The sequence below is a fragment of the Burkholderia torrens genome, assembly GCF_984668525.1.
Window position 1 is genome coordinate 3,189,121 of the sequence record NZ_OZ480211.1, and the last position, 25,423, is coordinate 3,214,543.

The window sequence follows — 25,423 nt, forward strand, 5'->3', positions numbered from 1 at the left end:
TGCATCGACCCGCGTCATCGACCGACTCCGAGAGCACCAGATGAACACCACGCCTCCCGCCCGCCGCCGTGCCGGCCCCGTCCGCTACCTCGTCGCGGCTGCCGTCGTCGCGGCCATCGCCGTCGCCGGCTTCTTCGCGTTCAACGGCAAGTCCAGCGTGCCGGACGCGACGTTCACGCTGCTGTCGGGCCAGAAGGTCTCGACCGCAGGCGACCTGAAGGGCAAGGTCTATCTCGTGAACTTCTGGGCGACGAGCTGCGCGACCTGCATGCAGGAAATGCCGCAGATGGTCGATACCTACAATCGCTTCAAGGGTCAGGGGCTGGAATTCGTCGCGGTCGCGATGAACTACGATCCGCCGATGTACGTCGCGAACTACGCGCAGACGCGCCAGCTGCCGTTCAAGGTCGCGCTCGACGACGGCAGCGTCGCGAAGCAGTTCGGCAACGTGCAGCTCACGCCGACGACCTTCGTGGTCGACAAGGACGGCAAGATCCTGAAGCGCTACGTCGGCGCACCGCAGTTCGCGGAACTCGACGCGCTGCTCAAGAAGGCGCTCGACGGCAACGCGGCCTGAGCGCCGCGAGATCCGGCTCGCCGGGGCGCACACCGCGCCCTTCCGGTAAAACGACGGACCGTACAACCGGGCACCCCGGTTCCGCGGTCCGTTTGCTTTTCAGCGCTCGGTTTCGCCTTTCGCCGACAAGCCGTAGCGCTTCATCTTCTCGTACAGCGTCGCCTTGCCGACATGCAGCCGGTCGGCCGTCGCGGCGACCGCGCCGCCCGTCTGGTTCAGCGCCTCGGCGATCACCGCGCGCTCGAACTGCTCGATGCGCTCCTTCAGCGTCTGGTCGTTGTCGGCATCGCCGCCGCCCGCGCCCGTTTCCTGCGGCATGTCGGCCACGCCGAGCACGAAGCGGTCGGCCGCATTGTGCAGCTCGCGCACGTTGCCGGGCCAGTCGCGCTGCATCAGGCTCGCGCGCTGCCGGTCGGTCAGCACCGGCGCGGGCCGCCCGTAGCGCACGGCCGCATCGAGCATGAAGTGCTCGAACAGCGGCACGATGTCCTCGCGGCGCTCGGCGAGCGGCGGCAGCGCGATCGTCACGACGTTGAGCCGGTACAGCAGGTCGCGCCGGAACGTGCCGGCCGCGACGAGCTCGCTCATGTCGCCCTTCGCGGCCGCGACGACGCGGCAGTTCACGCGGATCGGCTGGTTCGAGCCGAGCCGCTCCAGCACGCCGTCCTGCAGCACGCGCAGCAGCTTCACCTGCAGCGCGAGCGGCATACTTTCGATTTCGTCGAGGAACAGCGTGCCGCCGGACGCGTATTCGAGCTTGCCGACGCGGCGCTTCGCGGCGCCCGTGAACGCACCGGGCTCGTAGCCGAACATCTCCGACTCAAACATCGGCTCGGGCAGCGCGCCGCAATTCACCGCGATGAACGGCTTGTCGCGGCGCGGCGACAGCTCGTGCAGGCTGCGCGCGATCAATTCCTTGCCGGCGCCCGTGTCGCCGTTGATCAGCACCGACGCGTCGGTCGGCGCGACGTTCGCGAGCAGCTTGCGCACCTGCTCGATCGCGGGGCTGCGGCCGATGATGCGCGGCGCGACGACGTTCTGCCCGGCCAGCTCGCGCCGCAGCGCGTGGTTCTCGAGCACGAGCTCGCGGCGCTCCAGCGCACGGCGCACCGTCTCGATCAGGCGCTCGGCCGCGAACGGCTTTTCGATGAAGTCGTACGCGCCGTCGCGCATCGCCTGCACGGCCATCGAGATGTCGCCGTGACCGGTGACGAGGATCACCGGCACGTCGGGCACGCGCTCGCGGCACTGCGCGAGCACGTCGAGCCCGCTTGCGCCGGGCAACCGGATGTCGCTGACGATCGCGCCGGCGGTATCCGCGACGATCGCCTTCTCGGCCGCTTCGGCCGACTCGAAGCCGGCGACGTCGAAGCCCGCCAGCTGGAGGCTCTGCACGCTCGCCCGGCGAACGAGCGCATCGTCTTCGATATAGATCACTTGCAGCCGGTTGGCCATCGTACTCACTTGCTCCTGACAGGCCGCGCGAAGGTCTCGCGCGCGGCGCTCGTTGATGCCGGTCGTGCGCCGACCGGGCCGGGCCCGATCACGCTAATGCGAGCCCGCCGGCTCGGACACGGAGTCCGGATGATGCGTGCGTGCGCGCCGCAGCGTCAAGACGAACAGCGCGCCGCCCGACGGCGCATTGCGCGCGGTCAGCGCGCCGCCCGCGTCGCTCGCGATCGACGACGAGATCGCGAGGCCGAGCCCGAGCCCGCGCCCCATTTCCTTCGTCGTGAAGAACGGCTCGAACAGCCGCGGCAGCAAATCGGGCGCGATGCCGGAGCCGTTGTCGCGCACTTCGACCGCGAGCGTCGCGGCCGACACCGCGATCGTCACCTCGATCGCCGGCGCCGCAACGCCGGCCACCGCGTCCAGCGCGTTGCCGAGCAGGTTGATCAGCACCTGTTCGAGGCGCAAATCCTCGCAACGCGCCACGAGTGCCGGATAGTCGCGCGTGAGGTCGAGCGGCTCGTCGTGCGCGGGCGACACGGTCGCATCCTGCAGCGTCAGCGTGAGCGCGACGCCGCCCAGGCGCTCGCCCAGCAGCGACAGCACGCTGCGCAGCGCGCGCACGACGAGCGCCCGCTCGTTGCGCGGCTTCGCTCGGCCGACGAACAGCTTCAGCTGGTTCGTGATCTTGCCCATCCGCTCGGTGAGCGCCGCGATCGCCTCGAGGTTCTCGCGTGCGGCCGCCTGCTCGCCGCGGTCGAGCAGCACGCGCGTGTTGTCCGAGAAGCTGCGCAGCGCCGCGAGCGGCTGGTTCAGTTCATGCGTGATGCCGGCCGCCATCTGGCCGAGCGCGGCGAGCTTGCTCGCCTGGATTAGTTCGTCGTGCGCGGCGCGCAGCTCCTGCTCCGCGCGGATCCGGTCGCCGACCTCCTTCTGCAATTGCTCGTTCGCTTCCGACAGGTCGGCCGTGCGCTCCTCGACGCGCCGGTTCAGCTCCGCGTACGCCTGCTGCAACAGCGCGCGGCCGCGGATCATTTCGCGCACGCGCGCCCGGCGCATCCGCCAGTAGAACGCGAGCAACGCGACCGACACGAAGCCGAAACCCGTGACGATCGTCGCGTTGCGCGCGTCGGTGTCGATCGGCGCGATCGGCGCGAGCGTGACGAGCAGCCAGTCGGGCTCGCCGATCCGGCGCTTGCTGACGAGAAAACGCGGCGCGCGCCGGCCGGGGCCGAGCCGCACGATCTCCGCGTCGGCGCCGAGCGTCTGCTCGATGCGCAGCGGCAGCGGCGTGACCGGTTGCTGCGCGTACTGGCGCGTCTCGTAGATCGATGCGGCGACGGGGCCCGTGAGCGGGCGCAGCGTGTGGTATTTCCACGCGGGCACCGACGACAGGAACACGACGCCGTGATCGTCCGCGACGACGAGCGGCTCGGACGCATCGGCGCCCTGGAACCATTCGAGGTTGAGCTTCACGACGACGACGCCCGCGATCCTGCCGTCGCGCCATACGGGCTGCGAGATGTAGTAGCCGGGGTCGCGCGAGATCGTGCCGATGCCGAAGAAGCGGCCGACCTGGCCGTTCATCGCATCGACGAAATACGGCCGGAAGCGGTATTCGGTCCCGACGAAGCTGTCGGGCGCGCGCCAGTTGCTGGCGGCGACGCATAGGCCGTCCGCGCCGATCACGTAGGTGACGGTCGCGTGCGCGTGTTCGTTGAGATCTTCGAGATAGCGGTTGACGCGCGCGGTGTAGTCGCCGCGCTTCGGCTCGGCGAGCAGGTCCTGCACGTACGGATGGCTGCCGAGCAGGTAAGGGAGCGACTCGTAGCGGTCGAGCGTGCTCTTGAGCGCGTTGGTCGTGCGGTCGACGCGCACCGCGGCATTGCGCTGCAGCTCGGCGACGCCGCGCTGCCAGGTGATGGTCCACGTCAGCGCACACGCCGCGACGAGCGCGGCGGCAAGCACGACGAGGATGAGCAGGCGGCGCGTCACGGTCGAGGCTTCCTGGCGATGCGGATCGCCTATTGTGTCATAGGCCTCCGCACCCACGCGCCGATCGCCGCGTGCCGCGCCGCCGGCGGACGGTGCGGCCGCCTGCTCCTTCATGACGTCAGACGCCGGCCGTCTCGGTCGGCGCGACTTCGCCGCCGCCCTTCAGCGCCTGGCTCAGCTTGTTGCGATCGAGTTCCTTCTCCCACGCGGACACGACGACCGTCGCGACGCCGTTGCCAACGATGTTGGTCAGCGCGCGGCATTCGCTCATGAAGCGGTCGATGCCGAGGATCAGCACCATGCCCGACAGCGGGATCGTCGGCACGACGGCCAGCGTCGCGGCGAGCGTAATGAAGCCCGCGCCCGTCACGCCGCTCGCGCCCTTCGACGTCAGCATCGCGACGGCCAGCAGCGTGAGCTGCTGCATCCACGTCAGCTCGATGTTGGTCGCCTGCGCGATGAACAGCACGGCCATCGTCATGTAGATGTTGGTGCCGTCGAGGTTGAACGAATAGCCGGTCGGCACGACGAGGCCGACGACCGAACGCGAGCAGCCTGCCTTCTCGAGCTTTTCCATCAGCTGCGGCAGCGCGGCTTCCGACGAGCTCGTGCCGAGCACGATCAGCAGCTCTTCCTTGATGTAGGACACGAAGCGGATGATCGAGAAGCCCGTGAAGCGCGCGATCGCGCCGAGCACGACGAGCACGAACACGACCGACGTCAGGTAGAACGTGCCGATCAGCTTGAGCAGCGGCACCAGCGAGCCGACGCCGTACTTGCCGATCGTGAACGCCATCGCGCCGAACGCGCCGATCGGGGCCAGCTTCGTGACGATGTGCACGATGCCGAACAGCACGCGCGTCAGGCCGTCGATGAAGTCGGTCACGACCTTGCCGCGCTCGCCGAGGTGCGCGAGCACGCTGCCGAACAGCAGCGCGATCAGCAGGATCTGCAGGATTTCACCCTGCGCGAACGCATCGACCATCGTGTTCGGGATGATGTGCATCAGGAAGTCGACCGTCGACTGCCCGTGCGCCTTCGCCGCGTACGACGCGACGGCCTTGCCGTCGAGCGTCGCCGGATCGATGTTGAAGCCGACGCCCGGACGCAGCAGGTGCGTGGCCGCGAGGCCCAGCAGCAGCGCGAAGGTCGACACGATCTCGAAGTACAGCAGCGCCTTGCCGCCGACGCGGCCGACCTTCTTCATGTCCTCCATGCCGGCGATGCCGGTGACGACCGTACAGAAGATGATCGGACCGATCACCATCTTGATCAGCTTGATGAAGCCGTCGCCGAGCGGCTTCATGTCGGTGGCGATCGACGGGTAGAAGTGGCCGAGGATCACGCCGACGATGATGGCGAAAATCACCTGCACATAGAGCACTTTGTAGAAGGGTTTCTTCTTCACGATGGTTCCTGCTGAAGTAGATGAGCCGTGGAAACGGCGTCACGCGCGCAGGCGAATGCCAGGGGAGGACACTCGCCCGCGCGGCTGCCGTGCCGCAACAAGCGATGCCTCAGGACATCCGGAGGGGGAGGAAGGCATTGGTCATCGGTTGTCTCCTTGCTTGCTGTAGTAGTTCGGCCGGGGGGATGGCCGTGCGTTTTATATCGCAAGGTCGATGCCAGGTTTCCGGAACCCCTCAAACCGTTGTTTTCATTGTATTTCCCATAATGCGGCAGGCAAGAAAATCCGGGATTCCGGATTTCCAGAAAATATCCGTCCGGCGATCCGGACGGATGCATTGTTTCATCAGACGAATCAGTGCTGGACGGCCCGGCTCGCGAGCACGCCGGTCTGCGCGTAGAACTCCTGCTGCTCGAACGCGGCGCGCTCGCGCCGCGCACGCTCGCCGCGATCCGCGAGCGAGCCGACGACGATCCCGATGAACGCGAGCGGCACCGACACGAGCGCCGGGTTGTCGAGGAACACCGGTGCGTGCGCGTGGTGCAGCACGTCGACCCATACCGACTTCGACAGCACCGTGAGCGCGACCGCCGACACGAGGCCGAGGCCGCCGCCGAGCACCGCGCCGCGGGTCGTCATCCCGCGCCAGAAGATCGACATCGCGAGCACCGGGAAATTCGCGCTCGCGGCCACCGCCGCGACGAGCCCGACCATGAACGCGACGTTCACGTGCTCGAACAGGATCGACAGCCCGATCGCGACGGTCGACAGCACGATCGTCGCCGTGCGCGAGATGCGCATCTCCAGCCGTTCGTCGGGCTTGCCGCGCGCCCACATCTGCGCATACAGGTCGTGCGAGATCGTCGTCGCGCCGGCCAGCGTCAGGCCCGCGACTACCGCGAGGATCGTCGCGAACGTGACGGCCGCGATGAACCCGTAGAACCAGTTCCCGCCGACCGCCTGCGCGAGCTTCACGGCGACCATGTTCGAGCCGCCGAGCAGGTCGTGCGTCAGGTTGAACGTGCCGTTCGCGCCGAGCCGGAAGAATTCCGGATGCTGCGCGAGCAGCACGATCGCCGAGAAGCCGATCACGAAGGTCAGCAGGTAGAAGTAGCCGATGAAGCCGGTCGCGTAGAGCACCGACTTGCGCGCCTCCCTCGCGTTCGGCACCGTGAAGAAGCGCATCAGGATGTGCGGGAAGCCGGCCGTGCCGAACATCAGCGCGATGCCGAGCGACAGCGCGTTGGCCGGATCGCGGATCAGCTTGCCGGGCCCCATGATCGACAGCGCGCCCGGATGCACGGCCACCGCGCGGCGGAACATCTCGTCGATGCTGAAGCCGAATTCGCCGAGCGCGAGCAACGCGAGCAGCGTCGCGCCGCAGAGCAGCAGCACGGCCTTGATCACCTGCACCCAGGTGGTCGCGGTCATCCCGCCGAAGAACACGTAGACGACCATCAGCACGCCGACGATCAGCTCGGCAGTGCCGTACGACAGCCCGAACAGCAGCTGGATCAGCTTGCCCGCGCCGACCATCTGCACGACGAGGTACAGCACGACGATCGTCAGCGCGTTGGCGGACGTCAGCAGCCGGATCGGCCGCTGCGCGAAGCGGTACGCGACGACGTCGACGAACGTGAACTTGCCGAGGTTGCGCAGCGGCTCGGCGATCAGGAACATCACGAACGGCCAGCCGACCAGGAAGCCGATCGAATAGATCAGCCCGTCGAAGCCGAACATGAACACCATGCCGGACAGCCCGAGGAACGACGCGGCCGACATGTAGTCGCCCGCGATCGCGAGCCCGTTCTGCAGCCCGGTAATGCCGCCGCCGGCCGTGTAGAAGTCGCGCGTCGAGCGCGTGCGCCGCGCGGCCCAGCGCGTGAGCGCGAGCGTCGCGAACACGAACGCGAAGAACATCCCGATCGCGACCGGGTTCAGCTCGACCTTGTCGGGCATCGGGCCCGCGACGCCGGTCGCATGGGCGGAGGAGGAAACGAGAACGGCCGGCGCGACGAGCGCGCTCGAAATGAATCGCATGTCGGCCTCCGTCACGGACGTTGCAGGATCGCGTCGACGCGGCGGTCGAACGCACGGTTCGCGCGCAGCACGTAGCACGCGGTCAGGCCGATCGCGACCAGGATGATCGCGACGCCCGCGGCGATTCCGACCGTCGTCGTCGCGCCGCGGTACAGCGGCGCCGCGAGCACGTGCGGCGCGAGCGCGACGAGCAGGATGAAGCCGTAGTACGTGGCGATCATCAGTGCCGTGAGCGTGAAGCTGAAGCGGCGCCGTGCGCGCACGAGCTGCTGGTAGTCGCGGCGCGCCGTGACCGATTCGATGACGGAAAGCTCCATGTTGTCTCCATGTCCAGCTCGTCATTGCGAGCAGTGTTTTGTGGAATGGTCGGCGCGCCTCCACTGCCCCGCCCGCGCCGCGGCGGAACAAGCGATCTACACGACGCGATCCGCCCGCAGCCGTGCGACCTCGCCGGCCGACATCCCGAGCCAGCCGCCGAGCACCGCCTCCGTATCGGCGCCGAGCACCGGCGGCGCACCGCGCACCGGCAGCCGCGCGCCGTCGAAGCGGTACGGCGGAGCAAGCACGTCGACGCCACCCGCGACCGGATGCGGCTGCCGCGTGACGAGCCCGGCGCGCGTTGCACGTTCGGACGTCAGCGCTTCATGCAGCCCGAGCACTTCGCCGCACGGGATGCCCGCATCGGCGAGCGCGGCGAGCAGCGTCGCGCGCGACCGGCGTGCGAGTTCGCGGCGAATCTCGGGCAGCAGGTCCGCACGGTTTTCCGAGCGGCCGAGGTTGGTCTTGTAGCGTTCGTCCGCGGCGAGATCGGGCCGCTCGATCGCATCGCAAAAGCGTGCGAACTGCGTGTTGTTGCCGACCGTGATCACGAGCGGGCCGTCGGCCGCGTCGAACACGCCGTACGGCACGATCGACGGATGCGCGTTGCCGTAGCGCGGCGGGTCCTCGCCCATCAGCAGCGCGTCGAGCCCGTAGTACGCGGTGATCATCAGCCCGCAGTCGAACAGCGCCATCTCGATGCGGCGCCCGCGCCCGGTGGCGTGGCGTTCGTACAGCGCGGCGAGGATCGCCTGCGCCGAGTACATGCCGGTGAACAGGTCGACTGCCGCGACGCCGAACTTCAGCGGCGGCTGGCCGGCCTCGCCGTTCAGCGCCATCAGCCCGGCCTCGCCTTGCACGACGAGGTCGTAGCCGGGCCGCGCGGCTTCGGCGCCCGAACGGTCGTAGCCGGAGATCGCGCAGTGCACGAGGCGCGGATTCAGTTCGGCCAGCGCGTCGTAGCCGAGGCCGAGCTTCTCCGCGCCGCCGAACTTGAAGTTGTGAAGCACCACGTCGGCCTGCGCGGCCAGCTCGCGTGCGATGCGCTGGCCCGCTTCCGTCTGCAGGTCGAGACACATCGAGCGCTTGCTGCGGTTCACGCTGTTGAAATAGGTGGTTTCGGTATCGCCGATCCGCAGCCCCCAGTCGCGCGTATCGTCGCCGCGCGCCGGATGCTCGACCTTGATCACTTCCGCGCCGAAATCGGCGAGCACCATCGCGCACCACGGGCCTGCCAGCACGCGCGAGAAATCGAGCACTTTCACGCCGGCCAGCGGCAACGCGCGCGGTTCGTTCGTCATCCTTGTCTCCTCCATTCGCGCTTTGCGCCTTTACTGTCTCGACAGCGCGATGTAGCGCGCGAGATGGTGATCTTCATCACCGAGCTGGTGGTCGATCATCACGAGGCGCTTCGCGTAGTGCGACAGCGGCAGCTCCCACGTCATCCCGATCCCGCCGTGCAGCTGGATGCTCTCCTCGGCGACGAGCGTGCCGATCCGGCCGATGCTGTATTTCGCGGCCGCGAGCGCGCGTTCACGCACCGCGCGCGGCGCGTCGAGCTGCGCGGCCGCGTTGATCACCGCCGAGCGCGCCTGCTCGACTTCGAGCAGCAGGTCGGCCATCCGGTGCTGCAGCGCCTGGAAGCTGCCGATCGGCAGCCCGAACTGCTTGCGCGTGCGCAGGTACTCGAGCGTGTACTCCTTGGCGACATCCATCGCGCCGAGCGCTTCCGCCGACAGCGCGAGCAGCCCATAGCCGAGCACGCGTTCGAGCAGTTCGGCGCCCGCTTCGCCGTCGTGTACATCCGGCGCACCGAGCGCCGCATCGGCCGGCAGCGCGACGCGCTCGAAGCGCACCTCGGCCGCGCGGCCGCCGTCGATCTTCCGGTAGTCGCGCAACGACACGCCCGGCGCATCGGCCGGCACGACGAACAGGCCGATGCCGGCCCCGTCGTCGTCCTGCCCCGACACGCGCGCGCTGACGACGAAGAACGCCGCCTGCGCCGCCTGGTCGACGACGCCCTTCGCGCCCGCCAGCACCCAGCCGTCGCCCGTGCGTTCGGCGCGCGTGCGCACGGTCGTCAGTTCGTAGTGCGAGCCCGGTTCGTCGTGCGCGAACGCGGCGCTCGCGCTGCCGTCGATCAGCGCGGCGAGCCTGTCGCGGTGCGCATCGCCGCCGGCGAGCGCCAGCGCGCGGCCCGCGAGCAGCGCGCCGAGGAACGGCTCGACGACGAGCCCGCGCCCGAGGCATTCGAACACCACGGCGATGTCGAAGCCCGCGCCGCCGAAGCCGCCGTCGGCTTCGGCAAACAGCGCGCCGACCGTGCCGAGTTCGGCAAAGCGCCGCCACATCGCGCGATCGAAGCCTTCGGCCGACTGCGCGATGCGATCGCGCACCGGGAACGCGTACTGTTCGGCGATGAAGCGGTTCAACGTGTCCGCCAGCATCCGGCGGTCTTCTGTGTGCTGGAAATCCATCGTCGCGTCCCTCGTTACAGCCCGAGCATCATCTTCGCGATGATGTTCTTCTGGATCTCGTTCGAGCCGCCGAAGATCGACAGCTTCCGGTTGTTGAAGTACTGCTGCGCGGCGCTCGCGGCGTCGTCCGGGCCGACCGGCTCGCCGTCGTAATCGGCATCGAGTGCTTCCTCGACGAACGGCTGCGCGTACGGCCCCATCGCGCGCCGCATCAGCGCCGTGATCTCCTGGCGGATCTGCGTGCCGCGGATCTTGAGCATCGAGCTTTCCGCGCCCGGGGCGCCGCCGCCCGCCACCGCGGCCAGCACGCGCAGGTTGGTCGTGCGCATGTTCTCGAGTTCGATCTCGACCCGCGCGATGCGCGCCGCGAAGAACGGATCGTCCGCGAGCGGCCTGCCGTTCTTCGTGACTTTCGCCGCGACCGCGCGCAGCCGGTCGAGCGCGGCCGTCGAGAAGCCGATCCCCGCGATGTTGGTGCGCTCGTACGTGAGCAGGTACTTCGCGTAGGTCCAGCCGCGGTTCTCCTCGCCGACGAGGTTCTCCACCGGCACCCGCACGTCGGTGAAGAACACCTCGTTCACCTCGTGCTCGCCGTCGAGCGTGATGATCGGGCGGACCTCGACACCGGGCGTATTCATGTCGATCAGCAGGAAGCTGATGCCTTCCTGCTTGCGCACGTCGGTCGCGGTGCGCACGAGGCAGAAGATCATGTTCGCGTAGTGGCCGAGCGTGGTCCACGTCTTCTGACCGTTCACGACGTAGTGATCGCCATGGCGTACCGCGCTCGTCTTCACCGCCGCGAGATCGGAGCCGGCGCCCGGCTCCGAATAGCCCTGGCACCACCAGTCGGTGCCGTCGAGGATGCGCGGCAGCCAGTGACGCTTCTGCGCTTCGTTGCCGTACTTGATCAGCACGGGGCCGAGCATGTTCACGCCGAACGGCACGATGCGCGGCGCACCCGCGAGCGCGCATTCGTTGTCGAACAGGAACTTCTGCGCGACGCTCCAGCCGGGGCCGCCGTATTCGGCCGGCCAGTGGCTCGCGAGCCAGCCGCGCGCGTTGAGGATCGCGTGCCATTCGCGCATGTCGTCGCGCGTGATATGCAGGCCGCCCTTCACCTTGCGCGCGATGCGCGCGGGCAGTTCGGCTTGCAGGAAGCGCTGCACTTCCGTGCGGAAGGCTTCCTCTTCGGGAGTGAAATTGAGGTCCATCTTCGTTCCGTTGCGAATGCGGTTGGCGTTCAGTCGACGCGGTTCAGGCTCGCGAAATCCGCGCCGCGCGCGACGAGATCGACGAGCAGCGGCGACGGCTTCCAGAACAGCGGGTCTTCCTTCGCGAACGCGCGGATGTCGGCGAGCACGCTCGCGAGGCCGACCGTGTCCGCGTAGTGCATCGGGCCGCCGCGATAGCGCGGGAAGCCGTAGCCGTACAGGAACACCGCATCGACATCGAGCGGACGCAGCGCGATCTTCTCGTGCACGACGTTCGCGCCTTCGTTGATCATCGCGGCGAGGTAGCGGCGCAGGATCTCGTCGTCGGTGAACGTACGCGGCGTGACGCCCTTCTTCGCGCGTTCCTCCGCGACGATTGCTTCGACTTCCGGGTCCGGCGTGCCGACGCGCGCACCGTCCGGGTACAGGTAGTAGCCGCGCGACGTCTTCTGCCCGAACCAGCCGCGCTCGCACAGCCGGTCGGAAATCTCGACGTAGCGTGCGCGCGGGTCGCGCGTCGCCGCGCGGCGCTTGCGGGTCGCCCAGCCGATGTCGCCGCCCGCGAGGTCGACGACCTGGAACGGGCCCATCGGGAAGCCGAATTCGCGCACCGCGCGATCGATCTGGTACGGCGACGCGCCGTCTTCCATCAGGTAGTCGGCCGCCGTCCGATAGACGGCGAGGATCCGGTTGCCGATGAAGCCGTCGCATACGCCTGCCCGCACCGGCGTCTTCTTCAGTTGCTTCGCCAGCGCGAACGCGGTCGCGACGACGTCCGCGCTCACGCGCGCCGGCACCACGATCTCGAGCAGCTTCATCACGTTGGCCGGCGAGAAGAAATGCAGGCCGATCACGTCGGCCGGCCGGTCGATGCTCGCAGCAAGCGCGTCGATGTCGAGATACGACGTGTTGGTCGCGAGCACCGCGCCCGGCTTGCACACGCGTGCGAGCTCGGCGAACACGGCCTGCTTCACGGCCATGTCCTCGAACACGGCCTCGATCACGACGTCGGCCTGCGCGAGCGCGTCGTACGACGTGCTGCCCTTGAAGCGCGCGAGCCGCGCCGCATGCGCGGCCGGCGTCATCCGCCCTTTCGCGACGAGGCCGTCGTACACCTTCTCGACGTGCGCACGGCCGCGCGCGAGCGACGCTTCGTCGCGTTCGATCATCGTCACCGGCAGCCCGGCGTCGAGCGCCGCGACCGCGATGCCCGCGCCCATCGTGCCGCCGCCGACCACGCCGATCCGCTCGACCGGCCGCGCGCTCGCGCGCCGCGCCTCGGGCGCCTTCGCCGCTTCGCGCTCCGCGAAGAACGCGTGCACGAGGCCCGCGCGCTGCGGGCTGTCGATGCATTGCAGGAACAGGCTGCGCTCGAACTTCATCCCCGCGTCGAACGACTGCGTGAGCGCGGCCTCGACCGCGTCGACGATCTTCGCCGGCGAGAAGAGGCCACGCGACTTCTTCGGCAGCTCCGCGCGCGCCGCGTCGATCGCAGCCTGAGCGGCCGCACGATCGACGAGGCCCTGCGCGTCGCGCGTGCGGCGCACCGGTGCGCCGAGCGACACGAGTTCCTGCGCGTAGGCGAGCCCTTCGGCGAGCGTGTCGTCGCTGTGCGCGACGCGGTCGACCAGGCCGAGCGCGAGCGCCTCCTCGGCGCTCGCATGGCGGCCCGTCAGCATCAGGTCGAGCGCGGCCTTCGCGCCGATCAGGCGCGGCGCGCGCTGCGTGCCGCCCGCACCGGGCAGCAGGCCGAGCGTGACTTCGGGCAGCCCGAGCTTGGCGCCGGGCACCGCGAGCCGGTAATGCGCGGCCAGCGCGACTTCGAGGCCGCCGCCGAGCGTCGCGCCGTGCAGCGCGACCACGACCGGCTTCGTGCCCGATTCGATCCGCTCGCACACGTCAGGCAGCGACGGCGGCACCGGCGGCTTGCCGAATTCGCGAATGTCGGCGCCCGCGATGAAGTTGCGGCCGGCACCGACGATCAGCACCGCGCGGATCGCGTCGTCGGCCTGCGCGGCGTCGAGCGCGTCGGCCAGGCCGCGCCGCACGTCGGCGGACAGCGCATTGACGGGCGGATGGTCGATCGTGACGACGAGCACCTTGTCGCGGCGCTCGCGCGTGACCGTGCCGGCCGTCGGGCTGGCGGGGGAAGCAGTGGAATTCATCGTGTCTCCAGTAGTGCGGTGCGCCGGGCGGCGGGAACCGGCCGGGGCCGGCCAGCAGCGCCGGTGCGCGAGCCGGTTCGGGCGGCGCGGGAAACGGTCCGGCGTGGTTGCCAAGCATGACTCGATTCTCGATTGATCGAGATTCATTGACAATTCCCTCCCGCTTTTACAAGCTGTCAAGTCTGACTTGACACTGAATGCTTTCCGACCGTTAAACGGGACGGATCAGGAGACACCGGCATGGACCTGAACGCGCTGACGCTGCTCGTCGAGATCCTCGACGCCGGCAATCTCAGCAAGGCCGCGCAGCGGCTCAAGATGAGCCGCGCGAACGTCAGCTACCGGCTGAACCAGCTCGAGCGCTCGATCGGCCAGCAGCTCGTGCGGCGCACGACGCGGCGCATCGAGCCGACCGAGATCGGGCTGAAGCTGTACGAGCACGGCCGGCGCATCCGCAACGAGCTGCTCGCCGCGCAGGAATCGGTGACGACGCTCGGCCAGGACCTGCAGGGCCGCGTGCGGCTGTCGGTGCCGAGCGGCTACGGGCAGATGGTGATGTCGGAATGGCTGCTCGCGTTCAAGCGGCTGCACCCGGGCATCGTGCTCGACGTCGTGTTCGAGAATCGCGTGGAAGACCTGATGCGCGACGAAGTCGACATCGCGATCCGCGTGATGTCCGAGCCGCCGCAGAACCTCGTCGCGCGCGACATGGGCGCGGTGCGCTATGTCGCGTGCGCGTCGCCTGCGTTCGCCGCCGCGCACGGGATGCCGTCGAGCCTCGGCGCGCTGGCCGCCGCGCCGGTCGTCACCGCGACGGTGATGGGCCGGCAGTTGCGGATCGCCGCGTATCTCGGCGACGAGCGCCACGAGGTGCTGCTCGAACCCACGTTGATTTCGGAGAACTTCCTGTTCCTGCGCCAGGCGATCCTCGCGGGGATCGGCGTCGGCATCGTGCCCGACTACGTGATGCAGGACGACATGCGGCGCGGCACCGTCGTCACGTCGCTCGACGCGTACCGGCTCAGCATCTTCGGCACGCACATGTACATGCTCTACATGCCGAACCGGCATCACACGCGCGCGACGTCGACGTTCATAGAGTTCATCCTCGAACAGGCCGGAAAGACCGGCCGGGGCGGGCCAGGCGGGATTCGTCAGGGTTTTCTGTCGGATGACAAGCCGCCGGCCACGCGGCGACAATAGCGCGCCGGGGCCGGCAGCCGCGTGGCGCCGGCGCCATCGCCTCCTTTGAATTCACTGCTGCCGAGGGTTCAATGTTCGACCGGATTCGCCCGCCTTCGCGTCCCTGGACGCTGCTTGCCGCCGTCGCGCTCGTCGCGTTCAACGCCGGCTGCACGTCCCCGTCCACGCCGTCGGGCGCCGTCGTCCCGGTCGCCGCCGCATCGGGCGCGGCCGTCCCGCTGCCGGGCGTGCACGCGCCGGAACTGTCGTCCGGCTGGACCGACAAGGCGGGCTGGACCTCGCAGCACTTCATGATCGCGGCCGCGAACCCGCTCGCGACGCAGGCCGGCTACGACATGCTGAAGGCCGGCGGCACCGCGATCGACGCGGCCATCGCGACGCAGATGGTGCTCGCGCTCGTCGAGCCGCAGTCGTCGGGGATCGGCGGCGGCGCGTTCATGCTGTACTTCGACGGCAAGGCGACGCAGGCATACGACGGCCGCGAGACCGCGCCGGCCGCCGCGACCGACCGGCTGTTCTACGGACCGACCGGCCAGCCGATGGGCTTCTACGAAGGTGTCGTCGGCGGGCGCTCGGTCGGCACGCCGGGCGTGCTGCGCATGCTCGACGCCGCGCATCGCGCGCACGGCAAGCTGCCGTGGCGCCGGCTGTTCCAGCCGGCCATCCGGCTTGCCGAGCGCGGCTTCACGATCAGCCCGCGGCTCGCGATGCTGATCGCGAACGACAAGTACCTGAGCAACGACCCGGCCGCCCGCGCGTACTTCTACAACACGGACGGCACGCCGAAGGCCGCCGGCACCGTGCTGAAGAACCCCGCGCTCGCAACCGTGCTGCGCCAGGTCGCCGACCGCGGCGCGAATGCGTTCTACAGCGGCGCGATCGCACGCGACATCGTCACGAAGGTCCGCAAGCACCCGACCAATCCGGGCCTGCTGTCGCTGCAGGATCTCGCGCGCTACAAGGCGAAGGTGCGCACGCCGCTGTGCGCCGACTACCGGCGCTCGATCGTGTGCGGGATGCCGCCGCCGTCGTCGGGCGGCCTCGCGATCGCGCAGATGCTCGGCATCCTCGAGGCGATGCCCGACTGGCAGCAGATCGGCGCGCAGAAGCCGGTGCGCAACGATGTCGGCTACGAGCCGACGCCGTTCGCCGCGCACCTGTTCAGCGAAGCCGGGCGCCTCGCGTATGCGGACCGCGCGCGTTATGTCGCCGATCCCGATTTCGTGCCGCTGCCGGGCGGCAGCTGGGCGAGCCTCACCGACAGGACCTATCTCGCGCAGCGCGCGCGGTTGATCGGCGACAGCAGCATGGGCGTCGCGCAGGCCGGCGCGCCGCAGGGCGCGACGCTCGCGATGGCCGATGACCGCAGCCCCGAACTGCCGTCGACGTCCGACATCGCGATCGTCGACCGTTACGGCCAGGCGCTGTCGATGACGACGAGCGTCGAGGATGCGTTCGGCTCGCGGCTGATGGTGCGCGGCTTCATGCTGAACAACCAGCTCACCGACTTCTCGTTCGTGTCGAACGACAACGGCCGGCCGGTCGCGAACCGCGTGCAGCCAGGCAAGCGGCCGCGCTCGGCGATGTCGCCGGAGCTCGTGTTCGACAAGAAGACGAAACAGGTGACGATGATCGTCGGCTCGGCCGGCGGCCCCGCGATCATCAATCACGTCGCGAAGACGCTGGTCGGCGTGCTCGACTGGGGCATGACGATGCAGCAGGCGATCGCGCTGCCGAATTTCGGGTCGATGAACGGGCCGACCCAGCTGGAACGCGGTCGCGTGTCGGAGGCGCTCGCCGACGGGCTCAAGGGCCGCGGACACGACGTGCGGGTCGTCGAGATGAACTCGGGGCTTCAAGGAATCCAGCGGCTGAACGTGCAGGGGCAGACGGTGTGGTTCGGCGGGGCGGATCCGCGGCGGGAAGGCGTGGCGATGGGGGATTGAACGGACGACATCCGTCCGTGGCGGTGTGCGCGAATTGGTGTGCACCGCCTCCTCGTCGCCCCCTCAGTCCACGCGCCGACCGTGGCCGCGCACCGCCTGAGCGCTCCGATCCGTCACCCCCATCCCGGCGTTCACGCCGCCCCCACCATCGCGCAACCATAGCGCGTCCCATCCTCGCTCGATAAATTTCGTACCGGTCTGATCGACGGCGCCTACGTCCGTCCGTATAGTCGCTCGCTCATGTCGGGGCTACGTGATTGTGGTATGCCGCTCACGAGCAACAATGCCCTCGCCCCGCGCCTTTCGACCAAGCCACGTATGCGTCATCCCGCTGCGTCAACCCCCACGGTGATAAGGACTGCGATTCAATGTCACGTACCTCCGCCCCATTCTCCCGAGCCGCGCGTGCCCGCCCGCACGCTTCACCCAAACTGCAACGCACGCCATCCGTCCGCCTGTCGGCGCTCGCCTTCGCCATCGTGGCGCTCGCGCCGTGCCTCGCTCACGCCGAGGACCTGATTCTGGACAATCTGGTGGTCAACGCCGGCACCGGGGACCAGCCGACCGCGTCCGGCGCCGGCTCGATCGCAATCGGACCGGGCGCAAAAGCGAATGGCGAGACCGGTGGTGATTACTCGGCGATAGCGATCGGCGCGAAAGCCGAGGCCAACGGGCGCTCCACCGTTGCCGTAGGGGAATTAGCACGTGTCCAGGGCGACCGCTCGAGCGCGTTCGGCACGTCGTCGTCCATCGTGGGCGACCGCTCAAGCGCATTCGGCTCGTCATCGAGCGTCCAGGCGGTCCGCGGCGTTGCGCTCGGCGCGGATTCGAAGGTCACCGCCAACGGCGCGGTCGCACTCGGCCAGGGTAGCGTCGCCGCCCGCGCGAATACCGTATCGATCGGCGATACGGGCAGCGAACGCCAGCTCGTGAATCTTCGCGCCGGCACGCGCGACACCGACGCCACCAACGTGTCGCAGCTGAAGCCCGTTGTCGACGCGCTCGGCGGCGATGCGGCCGTCAACGCGGACGGAACCGTGCGCGGCCCGACCTACACGGTCAACGGACAATCGTTCAACAATGTTGGCGGTGCGCTGACCCAACTCGACGGACGCGTCACGACGATCGACGGGCGTGTCGCCACCGTCGAAAACAACGTGACGTCGATCCGCAACGACGTCACCGATCTCGGCACGCGGCTCGACAACGGCACGACCGGCCTCGTCCGGCAGGATCCGGCGAATCTCGCGATCTCGATCGGCGCCGACAAGGGCGGCACGTCGGTCAGCATCGCCGGCACGGCCGGCACGCGCACGCTGACCGGCCTGTCGAACGGCGTGGGCGATACCGACGCCGTGACGATCGCGCAGTTGAAGGCGACCGGCCTCGTCGACCCCGAAGGCAAGCCGCTCAGCGCTCTCGTGTACGACGACCTGTCGCTCGGTCGCGCAACGCTCGGCGGCGTGGGCGGCACGCTGCTGGACAACGTGCGGCCCGGTGCGATCGTCGCGGGCGGCATGCAAGCCGTGAACGGCGGGCAACTCTTTACGATGCAGCAGCAGTTCGACAATCGTTTCGATACGCTCGACACGCGTCTGTCGAACATCGAGAAGAACGGGCCGAGCGTCAAGCCGCCGACGGGCGACCATGGCAATCAGCTCGCGCAACTCGGCGATGGTTCCGGCGCGACCGGCTCGAATTCGATGGCGCTCGGCAACGGCTCGACCGCGTCGGGCAACAACAGCGTCACGATCGGCAACAACGCGACGGCGTCGGGCAACAATTCGGTTGCGCTCGGCAACAACTCTGTCGCCGATCGCGACGACACCGTCTCCGTCGGCGCGCCCGGCCAGGAGCGGCAAATCACGAACGTCAAGGCCGGCACCGCGCCGACCGATGCCGTGAACGTACAGCAATTGCACGACCAGATCGGCAGCGTGCGTAACGACGTCGACCACTATCGCCGCGATGCGAGCGGCGGCATCGCTTCGGCCGTCGCGATCGCGAACCTGCCACAGGCGTCGCTGGCAGGCGAGAGCATGGTGTCGATCGCTGGCGGCACGTACAGCGGCCAGTCGGCGGTTGCGTTCGGGCTATCCACCGCCACGCGCAACGGGCGCTGGGTGGTCAAGGCGTCCGGGTCGACCAATACCCGCGGCACGGTCGCAGTGGGCGCCGGCGCGGGCTATCGCTGGTAACTCACCACTTCAACACGATCCACATTAAACAGCAGGGGCCGAGGTTCGATCGACACGAACCCGGCCCATTTGCTTTCTCAATACGGGCACCAACCTGCGTCCGTGCAGCCTGTAACGCCTACCCTCTCCCCTTCCACGGCACCACCCGCCGCTCGACCCACCGCATCGCCAGATCGAACAGCCACGCGATCGCGCCGATGATCAGGATGCCCATCACGACGATGTCGGTGCGCAGGAAGCTCGATGCGTTGAGCACCATCTGCCCGAGTCCGGCCGTCGCGGCGACCATCTCGGCCGCGACGAGCGTCGTCCAGCCAAACCCGATCGCGATCCGCAGCCCAGTGAGGATCTCCGGCAGCGCGGCCGGCAGCACCACGTGGCGCACGATCTGCGCGAAGCTGCCGCCAAGCGAATACGCGGCGTTGATCTGCTCGACCGTCGCCGCGCGCACGCCCGCACGCGCAGCCATCGCGATCGGCGCGAAGCACGCGAGAAAGATCACGACGAGCTTCGCCGTTTCGTCGATGCCGAACCAGATCACGACAAGCGGCAGGTACGCGAGCGGCGGCAGCGGCCGGTAAAACTCCAGCAGCGGATCGAGCACGCCGCGCGCGATGCGGCTCACGCCCATCAGGATGCCGGCCGGCACGCCGATCGCGGTCGCGAGCGCGAACGCACCGAACACGCGCGCGGCGCTCCACAACAGATGTTCGGACAGCGGCAGGCCGCCCTGGATGCGGCCGTGCCACGCATCGACGAAGGCCGCCCACACCGCTTCCGGCGCGGGCAGGAACAGCGGCGGCAGCCACTGGAAATGCGTCGCGACCCACCACAGCACGGCCAGCACCGCGACGGTCGCCGCGCTCAGCCCTGCGGTCTTTCCTTGTCCCGGCAGCCGGTAACGGCGCGACGACGGCGCGCGACCCAACGCCGCCTGAGTCTGCGTGCGATCGCCCGGTTCGAAACCTGCGTCCGTGCGATCGGCCGTCCACGAATCCTGCGTGCTCATGCTGTCCTGCCTGTGCAAAGTACTGTTCCGGCCACGCCCGACGGACGCACCGTGCCGCGCGAGTTCGCCCATCACGCAGGCTCCGCGACCGCCTCGTCGCGATGCAGATACGCGATCAGCCGCTCGCGCCACGCGATGAAATCCGGCGACGACTTCACGGCGCGCGCATCGCGCGATTTGACATAGCGCCGCGCGAACGGCAGCTCGAAGGTTTCCGCGATGCGTCCGGGGCCCGGCGTCATCACGACGAGACGCGTCGCGAGGAACAACGCCTCCTCGACGTCGTGCGTGATGAAGAACACCGTCTTGCCGGTACGCGCCCACACGTCGAGCACGAGCGCCTGCATCGTGCCGCGCGTCAGCGCGTCGAGTGCGCCCATCGGCTCGTCCATCAGCAGCACGCGCGGATCGCTCGCAAGTGCACGCGCGATGCCGACGCGCTGCTGCATCCCGCCGGAGAGTTCATACACGCGCGCATGCGCATGGCCCTCGAGACCGACGAGCGCGAGCATCTCTCTCGCGCGCGCTTCACGCTCGGCCTTCGACACGCGCGCGAAGCGCAGCCCGAGCGCGACGTTGTCGAGCACGTCGAGCCACGGCAGCAGCGCGTATTTCTGGAACACGACACCGCGATCGGCGCCGGGGCCCGTGACCGGCACACCGTCGACGCGCACGTCGCCCGTCGTCGGCGCGACGAAGCCGGCCATGCAGTTCAGCAGCGTGGTCTTGCCGCACCCGGATGCGCCGAGCGCGACGACGAACTCACCGGCATCGATGCGCAGGTCGACGCGCGCGAGCGCCTGCGTCGTCGGCCTGCCGCGCCCGCCCGGATAGGCGACCGACACCTGACGGACTTCCAGCGTGCTCATGATCGGGGCTCCGCGATGAGTGAGTGGGCTGAATCGCCGCGCTCAGCGCGTGGCCTTCTGCACGAACTGCGGATCGACGCCGGCCGAATAGTCGGCGAGCACCGTCTGGATCGTGCCTTGCGATTTGAGGAACGTGGCCGTGGCCGCGAGCGACTTCGCGGCGCCCGATTGCGCGCCGCCGCCGAGCCACGTCGGCGATGCCTGCTCGGCCGCCGTCGGGAATGCGTAGAGCGCGAGGCTCGCCGGCACGTCCTGCGCGTTCGCGCCGGACACCTTTGCCACCGCCGCGACCTGCGGCGAGCCGACCTTCCACGCCGCCGCATGCGCGCGGTAGTCGGCGTCTGCCGCCGCGAGCACCTTCACGAAACGCGTGACGAACTCGGGGTTCTCGCGCGCGAACTTGCGGCTCACGACGAAGCCGTCGAAGGTCGCCTTGCCACTTTCTTTCGCAACCTGGCCCGACGTCGTCAGCACGGTGCCCGATTGCTTGACCTTCGCGAGCACCGGATCCCAGATATAGGTCGCGTCGATGTCGCCGCGCGTCCATGCGGCCGCGACTTCGGGCGGACGCAGGTTGACGATCTTCACGTCGTTCGGATTGACGCCCGCGGCCTGCAGCGCGACGAGCGTGTGAAAGTGAGACGTCGACACGAACGGCACGCCGATCTTCTTGCCCTTCAGCGCCGCGATGCTCGTGACGCCCGAGCCGTTGCGCGCGACGAGCGCCTCGGCGTCGTTGATGTTGTCGAGTACCCAGAACAGCGAAATGTCGAGCCCCTGCGACAGGCCGGCCGCGATCGGGCTCGACCCGGCTTCGCCGAGCTGCACGGAGCCCGACGCGAGCGCGCGGATCACGTCGGCACCGCTGTCGAGCTTGCGGAACGTGACCTTGTAGCCGGTCGCCTTTTCGACTTCACCGCTCGCCTGCGCGTAGCGCCACGGCACGACCATGTCCTGGTACGCGATCACGACTTCGCGCGATTCGGCGTGCGCCGCGCCCAGCGCGGCAAAGGCGGTCAGCGCGACGACGGCGCGGCGGATGAAGCTGAAACGGGACATGCGGCTCTCCTTCGGAATGCGGGCATTGCTGCGGGAGAGCCGACTTTACGAGCTTTGCGCGCGGCGGGAGCGAACTTATCCTGCGAAGCTATCGATGCCGTTTCAGCTTTGCTTTTCATGCTCGACTGGATTGCGCGTCCGGTCGGGTGGCGATTGCCGTGCGGCGGCGCGGATGGCCGCCGCACCAACGAAAAAGCCCGCATCGCTGCGGGCTTTTCCAGGCTCGTCCGAAGACGACGAAGCGAGGACGCTCAGACCACCCCGGCCCCGTGCGCCTGCAGATCGGCGTGATAGCTCGACCGCACCATCGCGCCGACGGCCGCGTGCGTGAAGCCCATCTTGTACGCCTCTTCCTCGTACATCTTGAACGTATCCGGATGCACGTAGGCACGCACCGGCAGGTGGTGTTCGGACGGCTGCAGGTACTGGCCGATCGTCAGCATGTCGACGTCGTGCGCGCGCAGGTCGCGCATCACCTGCAGGATTTCCTCTTCGGTCTCGCCGAGGCCGACCATCAGGCCCGACTTCGTCGCGACGTCCGGATGCTGCGCCTTGAAGTCCTTCAGCAGCTTCAGCGAATGCGCGTAGTCCGAACCCGGGCGCGCTTCCTTGTACAGGCGCGGCACCGTTTCGAGGTTGTGGTTCATCACGTCGGGCGGCGCGGCGTTCAGGATCGAGATCGCGCGGTCGAGACGGCCGCGGAAGTCCGGCGTGAGGATCTCGATGCGCGTTTCCGGCGACTGCTCGCGCACTTCGCGGATGCACTCGACGAAGTGAGCGGCGCCACCGTCGCGCAGGTCGTCGCGGTCGACGCTCGTGATCACCACGTACTTGAGCTTGAGCGCGGCGATCGTGCGCGCGAGGTTCTTCGGTTCGTCCGCGTCGAGCGGATCGGGACGGCCGTGGCCGACGTCGCAGAACGGGCAGCGGCGCGTGCACTTGTCGCCCATGATCATGAACGTCGCGGTGCCCTTGCCGAAGCATTCGCCGATGTTCGGGCAGCTCGCTTCCTCGCACACCGTATGCAGGTTGTGCTCGCGCAGGATCGTCTTGATCTCGTTGAAGCGCGAGCTGCCGGTGGCCGCCTTCACGCGGATCCACTCGGGCTTCTTCAGCTTCTCGATCGGAATGACCTTGATCGGGATGCGCGCCGTCTTCGCCTGCGCCTTCTGCTTGGCGGTCGGATCGTACGCAGCGGGGGCGGCCGAATCGGCCGGTGCGGGAGAAGCGGTAACGTCAGTCATTCGATTGTTCCAGTGCCTGCGGCTTGTCGGCGGCCGCGGATGCGCCGTCGAGGTTGGCGATCAGACGGCGCACCAGCGTGTGGGCGACGTCGTTCCAGTCGGCGGCAACCTCGAGGCTCGCCATGTCGACAGTTTCCAGTCCGGCATAGCCGCACGGGTTGATCGCAAGAAACGGGCGCAGATCCATCTTCACGTTCAGGCTCAGCCCGTGATAGCTGCAGCCGTTGCGGATCTTCAGGCCGAGGGCCGCGATTTTCCCGCCCTCGTGCACGCCGGACGCCACGTAGATCCCGGGCGCGCCCGCCTTGCGGACCGAAGCGAGATTATACGCCGCGAGGGTTTCGATCACGGCCTCCTCGATCTTCGTCACGAGCGTGCGCACCATCAGCTTGCGCCGGCGCAGGTCCAGCAGCAGGTAGACGACGATCTGGCCGGGGCCGTGGTAGGTGATTTGCCCGCCGCGATCGACCTTCACGAGCGGCACGCCGCTGTCGGCCACCAGCAGGTGGGCCGGGTCGCCGGCCTGGCCGAGCGTGTAGACGGGCGGATGCTCGACCACCCAGATCTCGTCGCCGGTGTCGGCGATGCGCGTGTCGGTGAACGCGCGCATCGCGTCGAAGCTCGTCTCGTAGGCCTCGAGGCCCCGCCAGCGCACGGTGACCGGCTGGGCCGGCTGATCCGGGGCTCCGGCGGGTGATGCGGGAACGGCGACAGGCGTGGACACGATGGAAACCGGCGAAACGGACATGGGCGGTAGTTTACCGAAAACCCATGGGTCTCGCCGGGCCAGGAAAGGGACGGATTGCCGGTATCCGTCGGACGAAATGAAGGTCAGACCGTGCGCCAGCCGTCGTGCAGCAGTGCGCTCACGCGTTCGCGCAGCCGTGCCAGCCCACCGAGCGCGACTTCCTTGGGCGGCCGCGACACCGAGAACGCGACGCGCGCGCCCTCGCGCCCTTCCGCGCTGAGCCACAGCCGCTCGCCGCGGCGCAGCTTCAGCGTCTCGCCGTCGACCAGGAAGTAGTCGTCGACGTCGTCGCTGCGCGTGGCCCACACCGGCCCGCATTGAACGATCAGCCGTGTGCTGCGTTGCACCTTCATCGGCACGGTTTCGCCCACAGGGATTTCGAACGTGATGCTTGAGGAAATTTCTTGCATGATCGACTCCGCCAAAAAGTGCTTCGATGGCTACAATCGTAGTCACTCCAAGGCGTCTGACAAAACGACCAATTTTCACGTCGATGTGAGGAAAATTAGCAAATGGACCTCCGACAGCTACCCGCGCTGAACGCCGTTCGTGCGTTCGAAGCCGCCGCCCGTCACGAGAATTTCTCGCGCGCTGCCGACGAGCTGTTCGTCACGCACGGCGCGGTCAGCCACCAGGTGCGCGCGCTCGAGGAAGAGCTGGGCGTGCAGCTGTTCACGCGCAACGGCAAGCGGCTGTGCCTGACCGATGCCGGCATGCGCTACGCGCAGCAGATCCGCACCGCGCTGATGGTGATCGCCGACGCGACGCGCGACGTGCGCGCCAGCGACCGCGACCGGCGGCTCGTGGTGTCGATGCTGTCGTCGTTCGCCGCGCGCTTCATCACGCCGCGCATCGGCACGTTCATCGAGCGGCATCCGGAGATCGACGTCGAGCTGCAGTCGACCAACTCGCTCACCGATTTCGCGCGCGACGACGTCGACCTCGCGATCCGCTTCGGCGGAGGCACCTATCCGGGGCTGCATGTCGAGCCGCTGTTCGAGGAGGTGTTCTTTCCGGCGTGCGCGCCGACGCTGAACGGCGGCAAGCTGCCGCAAACGCCCGCCGATCTCGTGCACTACAACCTGCTTCGCTCGGACGACGAGCTGTGGCGGCCGTGGTTCGACGCGGCCGGGCTCGACACGCTGACCGAGCCGAAGCGGGGGATCCTGTACCAGGATTCGTCGAACCTGCTGCTGGCCGCGATCGACGGCCAGGGCATCGCGCTGGTGCGCCGCTCGCTCGCGGTGCACGACCTGCTCGACGGGCGCATCGTGCGCCTGTTCGACATCGACGGGCAGAGCCCGTGGCACTACTTTTTCGTGTGTCCGCCGCCGGTTTTGAACACGCCGCGCGTGCAGGCGTTCAGGACCTGGCTGCTCGAGCAAGTCGTGGAATACAAGCGGATGTGCGAAGAACTGGACGCGCGGCGCGCGGCGGGGAAGTGCCCCGCCGAGTGTGCGCTGGAGGGAGGATGGAAAGGGATCAGCGGCCGTTCGCGCTGATCCCC

20 protein-coding genes are annotated in these 25,423 nt (G+C 68.5%); 5 read left to right on the forward strand and 15 right to left on the reverse strand.

Features of this window, described 5'->3' with window-relative positions:
- Positions 1 to 40 precede the first annotated feature (40 nt).
- Entirely contained in the window at positions 41 to 577 is a 537-nt protein-coding gene (locus AC5LXX_RS14800; RefSeq protein ID WP_493409914.1) for a peroxiredoxin family protein, read from the forward strand.
- 99 nt (positions 578 to 676) lie between these two features.
- On the opposite strand, the gene AC5LXX_RS14805 is transcribed toward AC5LXX_RS14800, so the two are convergent.
- The 9 genes from AC5LXX_RS14805 to AC5LXX_RS14845 form a co-directional block, all read right to left on the reverse strand.
- Positions 677 to 2,032, reverse strand: coding sequence for a sigma-54-dependent transcriptional regulator (locus AC5LXX_RS14805; protein ID WP_124452397.1), 1,356 nt, complete (start codon positions 2,030 to 2,032; stop codon positions 677 to 679).
- A gap of 93 nt (positions 2,033 to 2,125) precedes the next feature.
- Positions 2,126 to 4,135, reverse strand: a complete 2,010-nt coding sequence (locus tag AC5LXX_RS14810; RefSeq protein WP_493409915.1) for a sensor histidine kinase — start codon at positions 4,133 to 4,135, stop codon at positions 2,126 to 2,128.
- A gap of 4 nt (positions 4,136 to 4,139) precedes the next feature.
- Positions 4,140 to 5,429 (reverse strand): dicarboxylate/amino acid:cation symporter, encoded by a 1,290-nt coding sequence (locus AC5LXX_RS14815; protein WP_493409916.1) that lies wholly within the window; start codon positions 5,427 to 5,429, stop codon positions 4,140 to 4,142.
- A gap of 354 nt (positions 5,430 to 5,783) precedes the next feature.
- Complete coding sequence (actP, locus tag AC5LXX_RS14820) at positions 5,784 to 7,469, reverse strand: cation/acetate symporter ActP (protein WP_493409917.1); 1,686 nt, start codon at positions 7,467 to 7,469, stop codon at positions 5,784 to 5,786.
- An 11-nt stretch (positions 7,470 to 7,480) separates the two neighbouring features.
- Positions 7,481 to 7,786 carry a DUF485 domain-containing protein gene (locus tag AC5LXX_RS14825; RefSeq protein ID WP_069620222.1) on the reverse strand — a complete coding sequence of 102 codons (306 nt, stop codon included), beginning with the start codon at positions 7,784 to 7,786 and terminating at the stop codon, positions 7,481 to 7,483.
- Positions 7,787 to 7,882: 96 nt separating this feature from the next.
- The gene (locus tag AC5LXX_RS14830) at positions 7,883 to 9,088 is read right to left on the reverse strand and encodes a CaiB/BaiF CoA transferase family protein (protein WP_493409918.1); all 1,206 of its coding nucleotides are present in this window, start codon (positions 9,086 to 9,088) and stop codon (positions 7,883 to 7,885) included.
- A 30-nt stretch (positions 9,089 to 9,118) separates the two neighbouring features.
- Positions 9,119 to 10,264 carry an acyl-CoA dehydrogenase family protein gene (locus tag AC5LXX_RS14835; RefSeq protein WP_493409919.1) on the reverse strand — a complete coding sequence of 382 codons (1,146 nt, stop codon included), beginning with the start codon at positions 10,262 to 10,264 and terminating at the stop codon, positions 9,119 to 9,121.
- Between the two features lie 14 nt (positions 10,265 to 10,278).
- On the reverse strand, positions 10,279 to 11,475 hold the full coding sequence (locus AC5LXX_RS14840; RefSeq protein WP_493409920.1) for an acyl-CoA dehydrogenase family protein: 1,197 nt from the start codon (positions 11,473 to 11,475) through the stop codon (positions 10,279 to 10,281).
- A gap of 29 nt (positions 11,476 to 11,504) precedes the next feature.
- Positions 11,505 to 13,640 carry a 3-hydroxyacyl-CoA dehydrogenase NAD-binding domain-containing protein gene (locus tag AC5LXX_RS14845; RefSeq protein WP_493409921.1) on the reverse strand — a complete coding sequence of 712 codons (2,136 nt, stop codon included), beginning with the start codon at positions 13,638 to 13,640 and terminating at the stop codon, positions 11,505 to 11,507.
- 240 nt (positions 13,641 to 13,880) lie between these two features.
- Here AC5LXX_RS14845 and AC5LXX_RS14850 point away from each other — a divergent pair, with 240 nt between their 5' ends.
- From AC5LXX_RS14850 to AC5LXX_RS14860, 3 genes are all read left to right on the forward strand, one after another.
- Positions 13,881 to 14,843: a LysR family transcriptional regulator gene (locus AC5LXX_RS14850; RefSeq protein WP_124452197.1), complete on the forward strand. Its 963-nt coding sequence runs from the start codon at positions 13,881 to 13,883 to the stop codon at positions 14,841 to 14,843.
- Positions 14,844 to 14,914: 71 nt separating this feature from the next.
- Complete coding sequence (ggt, locus tag AC5LXX_RS14855) at positions 14,915 to 16,789, forward strand: gamma-glutamyltransferase (RefSeq protein WP_493409922.1); 1,875 nt, start codon at positions 14,915 to 14,917, stop codon at positions 16,787 to 16,789.
- 368 nt (positions 16,790 to 17,157) lie between these two features.
- Positions 17,158 to 18,987, forward strand: coding sequence for a YadA family autotransporter adhesin (locus AC5LXX_RS14860; protein ID WP_493409923.1), 1,830 nt, complete (start codon positions 17,158 to 17,160; stop codon positions 18,985 to 18,987).
- A 118-nt stretch (positions 18,988 to 19,105) separates the two neighbouring features.
- On the opposite strand, the gene AC5LXX_RS14865 is transcribed toward AC5LXX_RS14860, so the two are convergent.
- From AC5LXX_RS14865 to AC5LXX_RS14890, 6 genes are all read right to left on the reverse strand, one after another.
- Positions 19,106 to 20,068 (reverse strand): ABC transporter permease subunit, encoded by a 963-nt coding sequence (locus tag AC5LXX_RS14865; protein ID WP_493409924.1) that lies wholly within the window; start codon positions 20,066 to 20,068, stop codon positions 19,106 to 19,108.
- Positions 20,068 to 20,865, reverse strand: coding sequence for a taurine ABC transporter ATP-binding protein (locus tag AC5LXX_RS14870; RefSeq protein ID WP_493409925.1), 798 nt, complete (start codon positions 20,863 to 20,865; stop codon positions 20,068 to 20,070). The genes AC5LXX_RS14865 and AC5LXX_RS14870 overlap by 1 nt, the downstream gene beginning before the upstream one ends.
- Before the next feature lie 42 nt (positions 20,866 to 20,907).
- Positions 20,908 to 21,924, reverse strand: a complete 1,017-nt coding sequence (gene tauA, locus AC5LXX_RS14875; protein WP_493409926.1) for a taurine ABC transporter substrate-binding protein — start codon at positions 21,922 to 21,924, stop codon at positions 20,908 to 20,910.
- Between the two features lie 251 nt (positions 21,925 to 22,175).
- Positions 22,176 to 23,168: a lipoyl synthase gene (lipA, locus tag AC5LXX_RS14880; RefSeq protein WP_124452210.1), complete on the reverse strand. Its 993-nt coding sequence runs from the start codon at positions 23,166 to 23,168 to the stop codon at positions 22,176 to 22,178.
- Positions 23,161 to 23,916, reverse strand: coding sequence for a lipoyl(octanoyl) transferase LipB (gene lipB / locus AC5LXX_RS14885; RefSeq protein ID WP_493409927.1), 756 nt, complete (start codon positions 23,914 to 23,916; stop codon positions 23,161 to 23,163). The genes lipA and lipB overlap by 8 nt, the downstream gene beginning before the upstream one ends.
- A gap of 83 nt (positions 23,917 to 23,999) precedes the next feature.
- Positions 24,000 to 24,326: a DUF2917 domain-containing protein gene (locus AC5LXX_RS14890; protein WP_124452213.1), complete on the reverse strand. Its 327-nt coding sequence runs from the start codon at positions 24,324 to 24,326 to the stop codon at positions 24,000 to 24,002.
- Between the two features lie 102 nt (positions 24,327 to 24,428).
- Here AC5LXX_RS14890 and AC5LXX_RS14895 point away from each other — a divergent pair, with 102 nt between their 5' ends.
- On the forward strand, positions 24,429 to 25,418 hold the full coding sequence (locus AC5LXX_RS14895) for a transcriptional regulator GcvA (RefSeq protein ID WP_124452215.1): 990 nt from the start codon (positions 24,429 to 24,431) through the stop codon (positions 25,416 to 25,418).
- The last annotated feature ends 5 nt before the right edge of the window (positions 25,419 to 25,423 follow it).